Annotated in this window: 13 protein-coding genes; 4 read left to right on the top strand and 9 right to left on the bottom strand. The window is 71.8% G+C overall.

Annotated elements, in window-relative coordinates; genetic code table 11:
• Positions 1-44 precede the first annotated feature (44 nt).
• The 3 genes from NQU54_RS39100 to NQU54_RS39090 all read left to right on the top strand — a co-directional run bounded on the left by NQU54_RS39100 (position 45) and on the right by NQU54_RS39090 (position 5,165).
• Positions 45-2,561: an ABC transporter permease gene (locus NQU54_RS39100; RefSeq protein ID WP_257635145.1), complete on the top strand. Its 2,517-nt coding sequence runs from the start codon at positions 45-47 to the stop codon at positions 2,559-2,561.
• 131 nt (positions 2,562-2,692) lie between these two features.
• Positions 2,693-4,126 carry a cytochrome ubiquinol oxidase subunit I gene (locus NQU54_RS39095; protein WP_372506247.1) on the top strand — a complete coding sequence of 478 codons (1,434 nt, stop codon included), beginning with the start codon at positions 2,693-2,695 and terminating at the stop codon, positions 4,124-4,126.
• A gap of 16 nt (positions 4,127-4,142) precedes the next feature.
• Positions 4,143-5,165 carry a cytochrome d ubiquinol oxidase subunit II gene (locus NQU54_RS39090; protein WP_257635144.1) on the top strand — a complete coding sequence of 341 codons (1,023 nt, stop codon included), beginning with the start codon at positions 4,143-4,145 and terminating at the stop codon, positions 5,163-5,165.
• Positions 5,166-5,169: 4 nt separating this feature from the next.
• On the opposite strand, the gene NQU54_RS39085 is transcribed toward NQU54_RS39090, so the two are convergent.
• The 6 genes from NQU54_RS39085 to NQU54_RS39060 all read right to left on the bottom strand — a co-directional run bounded on the left by NQU54_RS39085 (position 5,170) and on the right by NQU54_RS39060 (position 11,335).
• The gene (locus tag NQU54_RS39085; protein WP_257635143.1) at positions 5,170-6,021 is read right to left on the bottom strand and encodes an FHA domain-containing protein; all 852 of its coding nucleotides are present in this window, start codon (positions 6,019-6,021) and stop codon (positions 5,170-5,172) included.
• Positions 6,018-7,958, bottom strand: coding sequence for a serine/threonine-protein kinase (locus NQU54_RS39080; protein ID WP_257635142.1), 1,941 nt, complete (start codon positions 7,956-7,958; stop codon positions 6,018-6,020). Before NQU54_RS39080 ends, NQU54_RS39085 begins: the two co-directional genes overlap by 4 nt.
• A gap of 275 nt (positions 7,959-8,233) precedes the next feature.
• Positions 8,234-8,668 (bottom strand): septal ring lytic transglycosylase RlpA family protein, encoded by a 435-nt coding sequence (locus NQU54_RS39075; protein WP_231981586.1) that lies wholly within the window; start codon positions 8,666-8,668, stop codon positions 8,234-8,236.
• A gap of 58 nt (positions 8,669-8,726) precedes the next feature.
• On the bottom strand, positions 8,727-9,587 hold the full coding sequence (locus NQU54_RS39070) for a glycoside hydrolase family protein (protein ID WP_257635141.1): 861 nt from the start codon (positions 9,585-9,587) through the stop codon (positions 8,727-8,729).
• 67 nt (positions 9,588-9,654) lie between these two features.
• On the bottom strand, positions 9,655-10,455 hold the full coding sequence (locus tag NQU54_RS39065) for a thaumatin family protein (RefSeq protein WP_257635140.1): 801 nt from the start codon (positions 10,453-10,455) through the stop codon (positions 9,655-9,657).
• Between the two features lie 253 nt (positions 10,456-10,708).
• Positions 10,709-11,335 (bottom strand): alpha-ketoglutarate-dependent dioxygenase AlkB, encoded by a 627-nt coding sequence (locus NQU54_RS39060; protein WP_069867666.1) that lies wholly within the window; start codon positions 11,333-11,335, stop codon positions 10,709-10,711.
• Between the two features lie 135 nt (positions 11,336-11,470).
• On the opposite strand from NQU54_RS39060, the gene NQU54_RS39055 reads away from it, so the two are divergent.
• Positions 11,471-12,172 (top strand): L,D-transpeptidase family protein, encoded by a 702-nt coding sequence (locus tag NQU54_RS39055; RefSeq protein WP_372506255.1) that lies wholly within the window; start codon positions 11,471-11,473, stop codon positions 12,170-12,172.
• A 174-nt stretch (positions 12,173-12,346) separates the two neighbouring features.
• Here the strand turns inward: NQU54_RS39055 and NQU54_RS39050 are convergent, their stop codons facing one another.
• The 3 genes from NQU54_RS39050 to NQU54_RS39040 all read right to left on the bottom strand — a co-directional run bounded on the left by NQU54_RS39050 (position 12,347) and on the right by NQU54_RS39040 (position 15,649).
• Positions 12,347-13,282, bottom strand: a complete 936-nt coding sequence (locus tag NQU54_RS39050) for a fumarylacetoacetate hydrolase family protein (RefSeq protein WP_257635139.1) — start codon at positions 13,280-13,282, stop codon at positions 12,347-12,349.
• 241 nt (positions 13,283-13,523) lie between these two features.
• On the bottom strand, positions 13,524-14,606 hold the full coding sequence (locus NQU54_RS39045) for a polyprenyl synthetase family protein (RefSeq protein WP_257635138.1): 1,083 nt from the start codon (positions 14,604-14,606) through the stop codon (positions 13,524-13,526).
• Positions 14,603-15,649: a tetratricopeptide repeat protein gene (locus NQU54_RS39040; RefSeq protein WP_257635137.1), complete on the bottom strand. Its 1,047-nt coding sequence runs from the start codon at positions 15,647-15,649 to the stop codon at positions 14,603-14,605. Before NQU54_RS39040 ends, NQU54_RS39045 begins: the two co-directional genes overlap by 4 nt.
• Positions 15,650-15,658: the final 9 nt, after the last annotated feature.

Genomic DNA, 15,658 nt, shown 5'->3' with positions numbered 1-15,658 from the left:
GCGCCACGCCCCTCCCGACCGTTCCCCCCTTCCGAAGGCCGTCGATGTTCCGCACCGCCCTGCGCACCCTCCGATCCCATCGGCTCCGTTTCGCGATGCCCGCCCTCGCCGTCGTACTCGGCGTGGCCTTCGTGACCGGTTCACTGCTCTACGGCGACTCCGTCAGAGCGGCCGTGAACCGCGCCCAGTCCAACTCCCAGCCCGACGCGTCCGTCTCGATCACCGCGGACCCCGCTGACTCCGACCCGCACCGGCTCGATGACACGCTGCTGCGGCGGCTGCGGGCGCTACCGTCGGCGACCGCGGCGCGCGGTGTGGTGGAGGGCGGCTCGTTCCTCGTCGGCTCGGACGGCACTCTGGTGGGCGATCTGTTCCAGGCCGCGGGCGTCAACTACGTGCCCGACGGCAGCGGCAAGGACATCCGCTATCCGCTCATCGCGGGCCGCGGCCCCCGTGGCGCCGCCGAGATCGCCGTGGACCGGCGGACCGCCGAGCGCGCCGGGTACCGGGTGGGCGCCCGGGTGCGCATCGTCGTGGGCGGCACGGCCCGTGACGCACGGCTGGTCGGTGTCTTCACCGCCCATGACAGCCGGGTGGACTCCGGCGGTACGCTCACCGCCTTCGACACCGCCACCGCCCGACGGCACTTCGCCCCCGCGCCGAAGAGCTACTCGGCGATCACACTGACCGCAGCCGATGGCACTTCGGATGCCCAACTCGCCCAGCGGGCACAGAAGTTGCTGCCGACAGGGCTTCGGGCGGTCACCCGCGCGGACCTGGAGTCCGGTGCCGCCTCCGACGGGGACGCGGACAAGCTCACCACACTGTTGCTGAGCTTCGCCGGCGTCGCCCTGTTCGTGTCCACCTTCCTGGTCGCCAACACCTTCACCATGCTCAGCGCGGCCCGCGCCCGGGAACACGCGCTGCTGCGGGCGGTCGGCGCCACCAGGAACCATGTGCTGCGGATGGTCCTGACCGAGGCCGCCCTGGTCGGCACCGCCGCCTCGGCCATCGGCTACGGGCTGGGCATCGGCGTGGCGCACCTGCTGGGCAGCCTGTTCGACGCCTCCGGGGCGGGGAGCGCCGATGTGCCGCCGCTGTCCGCCGGGCCGCTGCTCGCGGCCTTCACCGTGGGCATCGGCGTCACCGTGCTCGCGGCCTACGTCCCGGCTCGCCGGGCGGCGGCCGTACCGCCCGTGGCGGCGCTGCGGACCGTCCAGCCGTCCACCGCCACCTCGCTGCGCCGCCGCAACACCATCGGGCTGATCGTCACCGCGGGTGGCGCACTGCTGGTCGCCGCCGCCGTCGGCGCGCCGGACCTCCTCTTCGGCGCCGCGCCCCTGCTGCTGATCGGTCTGATCGTCCTCACCCCGCTGCTCGCCCTGGGCGTCACCGGGCTGCTGCGCTCGCCCCTGACCCGGCTGGCGGGCGTCCGGGGCAAGCTGGCGGTGGAGAACGCCCGCCGCAATCCACGGCGTACGGCGGCCACGGCGACCACCCTGATGGTCGGCCTTGCGATGGTCACCGCCGTCACCGTGGCCGTCACCTCGGTGAACCGCTTCGACGAGGAGGAGGCCGACCGCTCCATGACCTCGGACCTGCGCATCACGGCCGTGGACTTCGGGGAGATCGGCGAGGGCACGGCCGCCCGGGTGAGGCGGCTCGCCGACGCCGAGGCCGTCACCAATGTCATCCACACCTATCTCGACCTCGCCGACAAGAGCTCCTTGGCGGTCACCGCGGTCGACTCCGCCGCGGTGGAGCGCGCGGCGTCGCTCACCGTCCGCGAGGGGTCGCTTGACCGCCTCGGCGAGGGCATCGCCGTCACCGAGGAGCTGGCCGCCGCCCACGGCTGGCGGCTCGGCTCCCGTGTCACCGGTGCCTTCACCGGCCCCGGCGCGGACACCGCGGGCAGCCGTATCCGCCTGCCCGTCGTCGCGATCTACGACGGCCCGGAGGATCTGACCCCCGCCCTCGTCTCCGATCGCGCCCTGCCCCGTCCGGCCGGTGCCGAGGACCGGCCGAACATCGACTCCGTCCTGGTCAAGGCCGCCCCCGGCCGCACCGCCGCGCTCCAGGAGGAGATCCGGCGCACCCTGGACAACCCTGCGCTGCTCGTCCAGGACCGCGCCGACGCAAGGGCCACCGCCACCGCGCGGACCGCGCCGTTCCTCAACATCATGTACGCCATGCTCAGCGTCACCGTGCTGATCGGCGCCCTCGGGGTGGTCAACACCATGGGCATGGCCGTCTTCGAACGGGTGCGGGAGATCGGGCTGCTGCGGGCCATCGGACTGGACCGCGGTGGTGTCGAATCCGTGTTGCGCCTGGAGTCGGTGACCATCTCCCTCTTCGGCTCCGCGCTCGGGGTCGCCGCCGGTACGGCCATCGGCGCGGCGGCCGTCCTCGGCCAGGAGGTCGTTCCGCTCGTCATCCCCTGGGGCAGGACGGTCGTCTTCTTCCTCGCGAGCGCCGCGATCGGTGTCCTGGCCTCGCTCTGGCCGGGGCGTCAGGCGGCGCGCATGCCGATGCTGAAGGCCATCGGCGCGGACACCGAATGACGGTCGTGGGGCAACCGACCGGCTTGCCCCACCACCCGGCGTGTCGCGGCCGGGAAACCACCGGAAGACGACGGAGGTGGGTAAAGGTGTTTTTCCGGGAGGGGGGTCTCAGCGACGAGTGAGGAGCGCCCGTGCCCGCTGTCGACCAGTATCCGTGGCAGCCGGCCGCGGCCGTGGTGAGGGATTGGCTGGCGGGCCCGGCAACGTCCGGCGATCTGTCGGCGGCCCGCGCCCAGATGGGTTTCTCGCTCGCCTGGCACATCATCCTGGCCTGTCTGGGCGTGGGGCTTCCGCTGCTCACGCTGATCGCCGAGTGGTGGGGGGTGCGCACCGGCGACCCCTCGTACCGGCTGCTCGCCCGGCGCTGGGCGCGGGCCATGGGGGTGCTGTTCGCCGTGGGCGCGGTCTCCGGCACGATCCTCAGCTTTGAGATGGGGCTGCTGTGGCCGGGGCTGATGGGCCGTTACGGGCAGGTCATCGGGCTGCCGTTCGCCATCGAGGGGATCGCCTTCTTCATCGAGGCCATCTTCCTCGGCATCTACCTCTACGCATGGGACCGGCTGCCGCCGCGCATCCATATGCTCACCGCGGTCCCCATCATCGTCGCCGGTATCGCCTCGGCGTTCTTCGTGGTGTGCGCCAACGCGTGGATGAACGAGCCACATGGCTTCACCGTCCGCGACGGCCGGGTCGTGGATGTCGATCCGCTCGCCGCGATGTTCAACCCCGCCAGCCCGCCGCAGACCGTCCATATGATCCTCGCCGCGCTGATGGTGGCGGCCTTCCTGACCGCGAGCGTGTACGCGGTCGCCCTGCTGCGCGGCCGCACCGACCGCTACCACCGCGCGGGGTTCTTCATCCCGTTCATCCTCGGCGCCGTCGTCTCGCCCGTCCAACTCGTGGTCGGCGACTGGATCGCCCGCTTCGTGGCCGACCACCAGCCGATCAAGCTCGCCGCCATGGAGGGCGTGTTCACCACCTCCAGCCATGTGCCGATCACCTTGGGCGGCATCGCGGGCGACCACGGCATCAAATACGGTCTGGAGATCCCGAACGGCCTGTCGCTGCTGGTCGGTTTCAGCCCCAACACGGTCATCGAGGGGCTGAACCAGGTGCCACCCGCGCTGCGGCCCCCGGTCACCGGCACCCATCTGTCGTTCGACCTGATGGTTCTCGGCGGACTGTTCCTGCTCGGGCTCGGGGTCTGGCTGCTGCTGGCCTGGTGGCGCACCCGGCGCCGGGGCGAGACCGACCCGCTGGCCCGCCGGGGCACGCGCCTGTTCCTGTGGCTGGCCTCCCTCAGCGGCCTGGCGTCGGTCGTCTCGCTGGAGTGCGGCTGGGTCGTCACCGAGGAGGGCCGCCAGCCCTGGGTGGTGCAGGGGATTCTCAGTGTCCGGGACGCGGTGAACCCCGCCCCCGGCCTGATGATCGGGCTGTGGCTGCTGCTCGCGGTGTACGCCGCGATGACGGTGGCCACCGTCTATGTGCTGCGCCGGCTCGCGGGCGAGCGCCCGGTCCCGGTGGCCCCGCAGGAAGCCGATGTGACCGGTTATCCGGTCACATGAACCGCTGGAGGCCCTGATGCTCGCGGACACCGTCCTGGTGGTGATGTGGCTGGGTCTGATGTGCTACGCCCTCTTCGCCGGGGCCGACTTCGGGGCCGGGCTGTGGGATCTGGTGGCCGGTGGCAGCCGTCGTGGACGGCCGCAGCGCGCACTGATCGAGCACGCCATCGGACCGGTCTGGGAGGCCAACCATGTGTGGCTGATCTTCGTACTGGTGATGTTGTGGAGCGCCTTCCCCGAAGTGTTCGCCGCCGTGATGTCCACCCTCTATCTGCCGCTGACCCTTACGGCGCTCGGCATCATCGCGCGCGGCGCCGCCTTCGCGTTCCGCAAGGCCAGCACCGAGCTGTGGCAGCAGCGGCTGTTCGGGGGCTGCTTCGCCACCTCCTCGGTCATCACGCCCTTCTTCCTGGGCGCCGTCGCCGGTGGCGTGGCCTCCGGGCGCGTACCGTCCGGGCTGGCCGCGGGCAGTACGGTCACCAGCTGGATCAATCCGACGTCCATGCTCGGCGGTGTGCTGGCCGTGGTGACCTGCGCCCATCTGGCCGCCGTCTATCTGTGCGCGGACGCGGCCCGCGGCGGCGGGCCCGAGATGGTACGGGCGTTCCGGCTGCGCGCCCTGGTCAGCGGGCTGGTGGCGGGCGGCGTCGCGCTCGTGGGCATCGCCGTGCTGGACGCCGACGCGCCCCGGCTGTTCCACGGACTCACCCATCGCGCCCTGCCGCTGGTGGTGCTGTCCGCCGTCGCCGGGGTGGCCGGGCTGCTCCTGCTGCTGCGGTCGCTGTGGGGATGGGCCCGGGCCGCCGCCGCCCTCGCCGTGGCCCTCATTCTCTGGGCCTGGGGCGTGGCACAGTACCCGCTGGTGCTGGAACCGGACCTCACCGTGGCACGGGCGGCCGCTCCGCCGTCGGTACTGGCCGCGGTGCTGATCGTGTTCCTGGCCGGAGCGCTGCTGCTGATCCCGTCCCTGGGGTGGCTCTACACGCTCTTCCAGCACCCGAAGACCGGTGCCGCGGCGGGCGCCGAGGAGGCGCGCTGAGCGGTCAGGCGGCGTCGATCAGCGCCAGGTCCGGGGGGACGAGCGTGGTCGACATCATCAGGGCGCGGATCAGATGGTCGTTGAGCGCGTTGCCGACCGGTTCGCCGACCTCCTCGCGGGTCAGCCAGGGCACTCCGTCCCGGGAGAGCATCATGCGGACCCGGTTGACCAGGTGCTCGACGCGCTTTTCCCGCCAGCCTTCATCGGGGCGCACCTCCGCGAGCTGGGCGGCCGTCTGCTTCCAGGTGAGGGGCTGCGGCCGGGGTTCATGGAGCAGATACCGCTGGCCGAGGACGACGAGCGCCAGCTTCTCCTCGTCGGTGAGCACCCATACACGAGGCGGGCGGGTGACATCCCCGGGCAGCGGTACGGGCCGCTCGGTCTCGGGGCCGCTGACGAAGACCTCCAGCAGATGCTCACGGTCGCGCGAGCCCCGGACGAACAGCGGGGTGTAGCCGGTTTCGAGGGGCAGTGGCTCCTCGCCCGTGAAGAGCAGCCGCGACGGGAAGCGGAGGGGCAGCCGGCCGTTGTTGGCGACCCACCACCGGCCGTGGCGGTGGGTCAGTCTGCCCTGGCAGCGGCTGACCTGGGGGTCGTCCTCGCCCACACAGACGTGCACCTCGGGGCGGTTCCGCCCGAAGAGCAGTTCACGCCCGTCGCCGGGGCCCAGGGTGATGCCGCCGGTCAGGGCGAGCGCGAAGGCGGTGCCCGGCACCGGCGCGGTCACACCGCGGGCCAGGCTGCCGTGCGCGGCGGGCAGGAGACGGCCGCCCGCGGCGGGGCGGCCGGGGGCGGGGCGACGGGCGGCGGGGGCCCGTCCGGTGGCGCGGTGGTCGCTGCCGGGAGGTGTGCTCATGATGTCGGTAGTTTCTTCGCGGCCGTGGCGGCGAGCGCCTTGGCGGAGTGGCAGAGCGTTTCGGTGGACTTCGGCCCGTGGACGTTCAACGACACCATCTCAACGGTGTCGTCACCGAGGGAGTTGCGGTACGAGCGGTGGAGCATCCGGACGAGGCATGAGTCGTCGTCCCATTCATTGGGCGACACGACGCTCCGATTGCCCGCGATCACCGCCCGCTGACCGCCCTCCGAGGTGAACTGATTGTCCCGGTTGAACACCAGCTTCACCCCGGCGTCGCCCGAGCCGTTCGTCCACTCGCACTGCCAGTCCCCGAAGCCCGCCTCATGGTCCTCCACCTGGACACCGGAGGCCCGCTTGATCTCATCGCCGTCCAGCACCCGGCATGCGTGTCCCCGCAGCAGAGAACTCGCGGCCGGCTGCCCCGAGCGCCGGGGCACCTGGCCGCGGTCCAGCACGCTCACCGCGTAGTCGGTGGCGGCGTCGCCCAGTTGGCACGGATCGGGGGCCGGGGTGTCGAGCCGCTCGGTGATGATCCAGATCTGCTTGCGGTCGGCGGACGCGATGTTCCGCAGGCACTCGTCCCCCTCGCGCTGGAACGCGCCGACGGTGACATTGCCGACCCTTCTGGTGGGCACATCGCCGCCCGGCTCCGGCGGTTCGGAGGAGAAGTTGAGCTGGACGTCGGCGATGTCATCGCCGCTTTTGCCGTGCAGCAGGACATCGCATCGATCGATCTCGCCGTAGTCCGGGTCGAGTACGGTCTCGCCGAAGCGGCTGAGCGAGGCGGGATTGAGCAACTTGCAGGGATCGGCCGTCCGCGCGTCGCCCACGGTGCCGGCCGGTCCGTGCGGGGACACCGAGTCGGTCACCCCGGACGCGCCGCGCCCGCCGTCCTTGCCGGACCCGCGGCTCTCATCGGAGAGCCCGCCGCTCCAGGGTCCGAAGAGGGCGGCCCAGGCCACCAGGACCGCGGCGGTGCCCAGCGCGGCCGCGGCGATCACCACCCGGCGGCGCGGGCGGCGCCAAGACCCTCGGACCAACGGCTTCACCAGCCGCATCGTGAAGGGGGTGCGGTCCAGCGTCTCGCCGTCGCGGGGGTCCTCGGCGCTGTCGAGGTCCTCGATGTGCGGGGATGCCGGGGCGACCCGGCGCAGCAGCCGCACGGCCTGCTGGGCGGCGGGGCGCCGCTTCGGCTCCACGTTCAGCAGCGCGGTGAGCGTGTCCACCAGCGGACCGGCCCGGTGCGGGGTCTCGATATAGCCCTCGATGGCCCGCGCCACATAGGCCATGGGATGCGATGCCTCGCCGTACGGGGACCGGCCCTCGATCACCGCGTAGAGGGTCGCGCCCAGCGAGAAGACATCGGACTTACGGTCGGCCGCCTCCCCCCTGGCCACCTCGGGCGGCAGATACGGCGGCTTGCCGCGCACCCCGCCCGTCCTGGTCATCGTGGCCTCGCTCCACAGCGCCCGGGAGATGCCGAAGTCGGTCAGCTTGGCGACCCCGTCCTCCGTGATCAGCACGTTCTCCGGGGTGACATCGCCGTGCACCACGCCCTCGGCATGCGACTTCGCCAGCGCGGCGGCGATCTGGCAGCCGATGGAGCCGGCCTCCTCCGGGGAGAGCGCGCCCCGGCTGCGCACCATGTCCGCGAGGCTGCCCCCGGACACGTACTCCATGACGATCCAGCAGACCTCGCCCTCGTCCACGAAGTCGAACACCGACACGATATGCGGATGGTGCAGCCGTGCGGCGTTGCGCGCCTCGTTGGTGAGTCGCAGCACCGCGCGGTCGTCGTCCGGACGCGCGCACTTCACCGCGACCTGGCGGTCCAGCAACTCATCGTGGGCCCGCCAGACCACTCCCATCCCGCCCCTGCCGATGGGCTCCTGGAGGAGATATCGGCCGGCGACCCTGTCACCGGCCTCCGCCATCACCCGCACCCCCGCTACCCCGCTTCTTCGCACCAGTCACGTTCCATTGTCGCCACGGAGAGTACTTGCCCATGACGTCAGTGGGTAGCGCTTCCGGCGGATAGCCCCGGAAAGAGGGAAGCCTCCGGCGCACGGCGGTCGCTTCCGCAACGGGGCGGCGGGCGTTGGCCGGTGGAGCGCCATCGCGCGCCTGCCCATGTCACCCCTGCCCCGGACCGGCGTTCCGGGGCAGGGGTGATGCCATCAAGTGGCCGAGACGGGTGGCCCCACCCGGGTCACGGCACGATTTCCTCCTTGACCACGATGTGGCCGGAGTCGGGGTCGAGGACGCCGCCGAGCCGGGCGTACGCCCCGTCGGTCAGGTCGAGGCACTTGGGCACCGACGGGGTCCACGCGAAGGTGCCGCGGTCGTTGATCCGCACGACCAGCGACGCGTTGTTCGCGAGGTTGGTGACCTTCACCCGGGTCCCGAACGGCAGTTGCGGATCACGGCTCAGCGAAGTCGCCGCGGTGTCCGCGTTGTTGTCGAAGAGCTCGCCGCTGGCGGTGTAGGCACCGGGAGGTATGTAGCCGTAGTGCGTCGCCCAGCAGGGCTCACCGGCCGGCGGGGTGTCGCTGGTGGCGGCGGTGCTCGCCGGGGCGACCCCCAGCACGGCGGTCAGTGCGACGGCCGCGGCCGCCACTCGGCCGATCAGCGTTCCCTTGCGCATGGCGAAGGACCTCATTCCGGGTTGTCGTGGTGTGGGATGGGCGCGGGAGGGCCGTTCGTCAGCCGGCCGCGCGGTAGGCGGCGCCCGACTGGTTGGGCGTCGCACCGTTGTAGAGCCCGGTGCCGCCGCGATCCGCGGACAGCGTGAACCACGCGTATCGCTCGACGAAGGACAGCCCCTGGAGCATGGCGGTGGACTTCGTCACGAAGGCGGCCTGCTGGGCCTGGGTCGGATACCTCGGCGTACCGGTCGAGAAGTCGATCAGCGCGTACTCGGTGAGCCAGATCGGCTTCTTGTAGCGGTCGTACGTGGCCTGGAGATAGCTCCGCAGCTGGTCGGTCGCGCGGGTGGCGTCGAAGTCCCCGCCGTACCAGTGCAGCGGGATGAAGTCGACCTTGTGGCCACGGTCGGCGGCGCCCTTCATGAAGCGGTCGAGCCAGCCATTGGCGACGTCGCCGCCGTAGGCCACGGCGGGCGCGCCGAGCCGCATACCGGTCGACTGGAGCCGGGGCCACAGGTCGAGGGCCTTCTCCACGGTCATATTGGCCTGGCCCGCCATGTCCGGTTCATTGAAGCCGAGCAGGGTCGTGCCCTCGCTCTTGGCCCGGTTGAGTTCGGCGTCGGTCACCGAGCCCGAGCCCCAGATCATGGGCACGAACTCGACACCGGCAGGTGCGTTGATCTGCTCCCTGCCCGAGGCCCAGGTGTAGAACCAGCCGACCTTGGCATCGGACATCGCGGCGGTGACCCCGTTGAAGTTCCAGGCGCTGACGCCCTTCTTCTTCGCCGCGGCGGTGGCGGCATCGGTGGCGCCCGCCTGGCTGCCCGCGGTCAGCAGGGTCAACACCGCAAGCAGTACGGTCAGCAGGCGTACCCCGCGTGCTCCGCGTACCCCCCGAATCCCGTGTGTAGCGCGCATCCTGTGCACCTCGTCTCTCCCTTCCTCTCCTCATCCGGCCTGGTGGGTCAAGTGGCGGACCGGCCGGTCAGGCGGCGCTGTGGAAGGTGACGGTGAAACCGCTGCACCGGGCGCACTGCTGCATCACCTGGTTGCCCGGCTCCTGGTCCTGCTTGGACCATCCGTAAGCCTTGGGGCAATGGGCGGCGATCATGTCGCTGTAGGGCGTCTTGGCGTCCCGGTTGGGGCTGGTGCACAGCATCGGCTCGCCATCCGGCCAACTGGTCAGATCGCCGGGAGGGCACAGCGGCAGCAGGTTCTCCGAGCAGCCCATCGTGCCGCACCCTCCGCCGCCCGCGGCATCCTTCGGGGCGATGGTGACGGGCTGCGAGAACGCGTTGACGTAGCTGACGTTGTACCAGGGGGCGAGCGTGTCCTCGGTGTCGAAGTTGAACTCCGCGAGGCTGGTGGGTTGTTCACCGGTCTCGCAGTGGTCGGCGAACTTGCCGCAGTCCCCCACCAGGCAGTGGAAGGTGCTGCCCGATGCCCCGGTGCATCCTTGGCGGGCGAAGAACTTGCCACGCCAGTGGCCGGGTTCCGCCGTCCCGGGAATCGTCACCGTGCCCGACTGGCCCGGCTCCAGGATGGGTAGCGTGGCGAACGGCTTGGATCCGTCGTTGTTGACATCGCCGCCGATCCACACCTTCTTGCCGGTGTCGTTGACGAACGTGACCGTGTGATCGGCCGCCGTGGCCGCGGCAGGTGCGGCATCGGACAGCGTGTGCACGCCGGTGCCGGGGGTTGCGCCCGCGCTGGTCCCCGCATCGGGGCTCAGGGCCACCAGGACCGCTACGGCCGTGGCGGCCATGGCGGTCACGACTTTCCGCAAGGCGCCGTAGCGCTCCCATAAGCCGAATCTGTCACGATCATGACAATCTACACGCACCTAGAACTCTCCGAGGTCCGGCCTCGGTTGAGGGCATCAACGCGAGGACACGCTCCAGAGCTGACGGTCCCCCATGACAGCGTCCCGGGCCATATGTGTCAATGGTCTGGACCAAATTCGGACACCGGGAAGCATGGAGGGAACGCATCGAACCGTAGCCCGGCGCGCCATGAGCCGCTCCCCGATTCGGCAGGTGTCACGCCACGCCACTGGGGCGGAACTGGATGCTGATCCGCGGGCCGGTGGCGCGGGAGGATTTGGGGATCGCGTGTTCCCAGGTCCGCTGGCAGGAGCCGCCCATCACCAGCAGGTCGCCGTGGCCGAGCGGCCGTCGCAGGGCACTGCCGCCGCCACGCGGGCGGAGCAGCAGGTCCCGGGGCGCGCCCACGGACAGGATGGCCACCATGGTGTCCTCGGTGCCGCCGCGCCCGATGCGGTCGCCGTGCCAGGCCACGCTGTCCCGGCCGTCGCGGTAGTAGCACAGCCCGGCCGTGGTGAAGGGCTCCCCCAGCTCGGTGGCGTAGTACGCGGAGAGCGCCTCCCGGGCCTCGGACAGAACGGGGTGCGGCAGTGGGTCCTCGGCGCCGTAGAAGGCGAGCAGCCGGGGGACGTCCACCATCTGCTCGTACATATGCCGCCGCTCGGCCTTCCAGGGGACCTCGGCGACGAGCCGGGTGAACAGGTCGTCCGCTCCCCTCAGCCACCCGGGCAGCAGATCGATCCAGGCCCCGGACCCGAGCTCGGTCCTGCGCGTCCCGCGCAGCGAGCCGAGGCCGATGTCATCGGCCTGGTCGAAGAGCGAGCCCTGGAGATACGCACCCATATGGGCAGCGTACCCGCGTAATCGAGCAAGCGTTCCACAGGTGGTGGAGGTGGACATAGGGGGCGGACTCATCGTTGTTATGGCGGTGATATCGCAGGTCAGCGGCTGTTCGCCACGGCAGGCGCCAACGACGACATCGTCCGAGCCGTCGCGGGACACTTGGACCCTGACGAGTTCCCTTCCGCGTCGGCCGGGGACGGGCCCATGACCATGCGCACACCACGCGGCACACCGCGTCCGGCCGCCCCGGCGGCGCCACTCCCGGGGCTGGGGCCCAGGACCTGGGGCGAGGTGCCGCGCCGGTCCCGGCAGGTCCTGGTGGTGGCGGGCCGCGACCGGAACGCGCCGGTGTCCACGGCGGTCCTGTACGAGCACACCGGGGCCGGCTGGCGGGCCGGGCCGAGCCGGCCGGCACACAACGCGCTCAACGGCTGGACCGGCCACCACCGGGAAGGCGATCTGCGCTCCCCCATCGGCGTCTACACCCTCACGGACGCCGGCGGACGGCTCCCCGACCCCGGCACCCGGCTGCCCTACGACTGGTCGGCCGACTTCAGCGTGGGCGGCACGGGCTTCGCGGGCGAGCCCCTGGCCGGCTCGTTCGACTATGTGGTCGCCATCGACTACAACCGCCGGCCCGGCACCTCGCCCCTGGACCGGACCCGCCCCCTCGGCCCGGAGCGCGGCGGCGGCATCTGGCTGCATATCGACCACGGCGGCCCCACACGCGGCTGTGTGAGCCTCGGGGCGGACGCCATGAAGGAGCTGCTCCGGGCGCTGGACCCCGACCACCGGCCCGTCGTCGTCATGGGCGACGCGGCTTCCCTGGAACGCTGAGGGGCTTCGCCGGGACGCTCAGGGGCTTGGCCGGAACCCTGTGGGCTTCGCCGGTACGCCGTGGGTTTCACCGAAAGCCGCGGGTGTCACGGAACGCCGTGGGTTTCACGGACGCCGCGGGCCGGGGCGTCCGCGGCGGAGCACCGGTGCGCTGATGGCCGTCACGGGCCCGGATCACTCCGGGAAGCGGCTGCGGTGGGCACAGCGCGTCAGCGGCTCGGCGATGGCCCGCACCAGCCAGTCCAGTTCGGCCTGATGGGCCCGTACCGGGTTGCGCAGGGTGCCGACCCCCTCGATGGAGATCTCCACCACGTCCCCGGCGCGCAGCGTGAAGTCGAGTGCGGGCACGATGCCGGTGCCGGTGGACAGCACGGCGCCGTCGGGGAAGGGCTGGGAGCGCCACAGGTGGTCCACCAGCCCCTGCGGGGTGCGGTGGAACGCGGCCGTGGAGGTGGCCGCCTGATAGGCCGCCTCGCCGTCGCGCCACACCGCCATGGTGATCTCCAGCGCGTCAGGGGCCTCGATCTCCCAGGCGGGCACGATGGCGGAGGACACGGCGGCGCTTCCGGCGTAGATCTTGGCCTGGGGGAGGTAGAGCGGGTTCTCGCCCTCGATGGACCGGGAGCTGACGTCGTCGGCGACCAGATAGCCGACGGCCTCGCCGTGCCGGTTGAGGACCAGCGCCAGCTCGGGCTCGGGGACGTTCAGCTCGGAGTCGTCCCGTACGGCGATGGGCTCGCCGTCGGTCACCACGCGCCAGGGCGGCGATTTGAAGAACAGCTCCGGGCGCTCGGCGTCGTAGATCCGCTCGTACACCGACTGCTCGGTGCTCTCCTCCACCCTGGCCTCGCGTGAGCGTTCATACGTCACCCCCGCCGCCCACAGCTCCATCAGTCCGTCCAGCGGCGGCAGCGGCAGGACGTCCCGCTCATGGGCGGCCGCCGGGCCGGAGGCGGTGTGCTCCACCAGGGCCCGCAGCTCCGCCATGGACAGCCGCAGCAGCTCGGCGATGAGCGGCGCCCCGGGGAAGGCCCGGATCCCGCCGGTGTCGTCGGCCACTCCGGTCCGGACGGTCCCGGTGTCATCGGCGAAACGCACGATGCGTGTCATCTGTCGCCCTCTCCTCTCGTGACGCTGTGGTCGGGCCTCCCTACGGACCACACCGTCTCGCGGAAACATCTGCTCGCTTTCCCTCGCCCTTCTGCCCTCAGGAGGGCGCGCCGACCCCTCGTGCCGTCGATACCGAGATCACCGATGTCCGCTTCCCGACCTCCCAGCACCTCGACGGCTCCGACGCCATGAACACCGACGAGGCCACGTTCGACCGGCTCCAGGAGCGGATCGAGCGGGGTCAGATGTCGCGCCGGGCGAGGAAGCCCAGCAGTGTGCGCAGCTCCGCGCCCGCCCGGGGCGCCAGCGGCAGACTCGCCAGGCATGTCTCCACGGCGGCGATGTGGCGGTCGGCCTCCGCCAGGGCCGCGGAGCGGCCACCGGCCTGCTCGATCAGAGCGGCAGCTCGGCGTGTGGTGGCGTCGTCCGGGGTGTCCGGGAACTCCTCCAGGAGCGTGGCCAGCCGCTCGGCGGCCGGGGCGCCGGGGCCGCGGGCGCCCAGCGCGGCGAGCACGGGGAAGGTCTTCTTGCGCTGCCGCAGATCGCGGTGGACGGGTTTGCCCGTGACCGCGGGGTCGCCCCAGATGCCCAGCAGATCGTCCACCACCTGGAACGCCACGCCCATGTGCCGTCCGGCCCGGTCCAGGGCGGCCACGGTGCTCTCCGGCGCCCCGGCGAGTTCGGCACCCAGGGCGGCGGCGCAGCCGAGCAGCGCGCCGGTCTTGTGCTCGACCATCGTGCGGTACTCCGCCGGCCCCACCGCCGTGGGCCCGGTCCAGGGGCGCGACTCGAAGAGCAGGTCGTCCGCCTGACCGCGGACGAGGTCGCCCAGTGCCGCGCTCAGGCGCCGCACCGCGGCCGCCGCTCCGGCACCGTCCACGGCGGCCAGCGCCTCCACGGCCAGCGCGAACAGGGCGTCACCGGCGAGTACGGCCGGGCCGGTCCCGTATGCCTTCCACACGGTGGGGCGGGTGCGGCGGGTCTGGTCGCCGTCCATGATGTCGTCGTGCAGCAGCGAGAAGGTGTGCACCAGCTCCACCGCCACCGCACCGGCGACCGCCGCCTCACCGGATGCCCCGGCCGCCTCCGCGCACAGCACGGACAGGGCCTGCCGTATCCCCTTGCCGCCCGCTCCCTCGGCGGGCGTGCCGCCCACATCGCACCAGCCGAAGGAGTACGCGGCCATCTCGGCCACCCAGGGGTGCAGCCGCCCGACCGTCCCGACCAGCGTCGGGCGCACCAACTCCCGGCAGCGGCCCAGGATTTCGCCCGCGGTCGCGGTGGTCTCGTCCGCCCCGAGGAGCACGGGGAACGCCGTTGTCACAGCGCCACCTCCATGACCTCCGTGAGACCGAACTCCTCCCGGGCACGGTCCACCATCCGGCAGGCGTGCCGCAGCCCGATCCGCTCCAGCTCACCGGCCAGTTCGGACAGGTCCTCGGCGGTACGGGCACGGTCGCGGCCCAGCCGCGCCAGGGACTTGATGAGCCCGAGGCGGGCGAGCCCCTCGCCGCGCGGCTCACTCATGTCGCGGAACTCTTCCAGCGCCTGCTCGTACATCGCGCGGGCCGCCTCGTAACGGCCCGCGCGGTAGAGCACATTGCCGCGCATCTTGTGGTTGTAGGCCAGCGCGCTCACCAAGTTCATCTCACGACAGGTCAGTTCGGCCTCGGAGAGCAGTTCCAGCGCGCGCTCCACGTCCCCGTCGCGTACGGAGACGATGTCGGCCATGCCCCGCAGCGCCCATGCGTGTCCGCGCTGGTCGTCGGCCTTGGCGGCTATCTCCGCGGCCTCCTGGAACATCGCGTGGGCCGAGTCGTACGACCCGGTGTTGCGATGCATCTGGGCGATGCCCTCCAGCGCCCATACGGTGTGCCGTGCCTCGCCGCGCTTCCGCGCCTCGGCGAGGAGCCGCTCGTGCAGTTCGCCCACGGCCTCGTAGTCGCCCTGGATGCGGCCGGTCTCGGCCATCCCGGCCAGCGAGTAGCCACGGACGACGATGTCCCCGCCGCGTTCGCCGAGGTCGGCCGCGAGTCCGAGCAGCCGCCACGCCAGCGCCAGCGCGCCACGCTGCCGGGCGAGCGTGCCTCCGCTCCACAGCGCCCACGCCATCGCTCCGACGTCACCCGCCGCACGGGCCGCGCGGTAGCTGGCCTTCCACTCGCGGTCGGCCTCGTCCACCTGCCCCAGCCTCCGGTACGCCTCGGCGACCGCGAGCCCCGCACGGGCCGCCTCGCCCGGGGAGCCGCCCCGCTCGGCCGCCCGCAACTGCTTGGTGCCAGCCGCCAGTACGTCGGCCAGCGAGGAGTTCACGGACAGGGTGGTGAGGGAGCCCTGGTACTCAGGTGCGAATGCCTTGCCGTACATGGATGCCTT

The organism is Streptomyces malaysiensis subsp. samsunensis (assembly GCF_024519315.1).
GTDB classification, from domain to species: domain Bacteria; phylum Actinomycetota; class Actinomycetes; order Streptomycetales; family Streptomycetaceae; genus Streptomyces; species Streptomyces malaysiensis.
The sequence above is the reverse complement of the archived record's forward strand: the minus strand, read 5'-3'. Positions and strand labels throughout refer to the sequence as shown.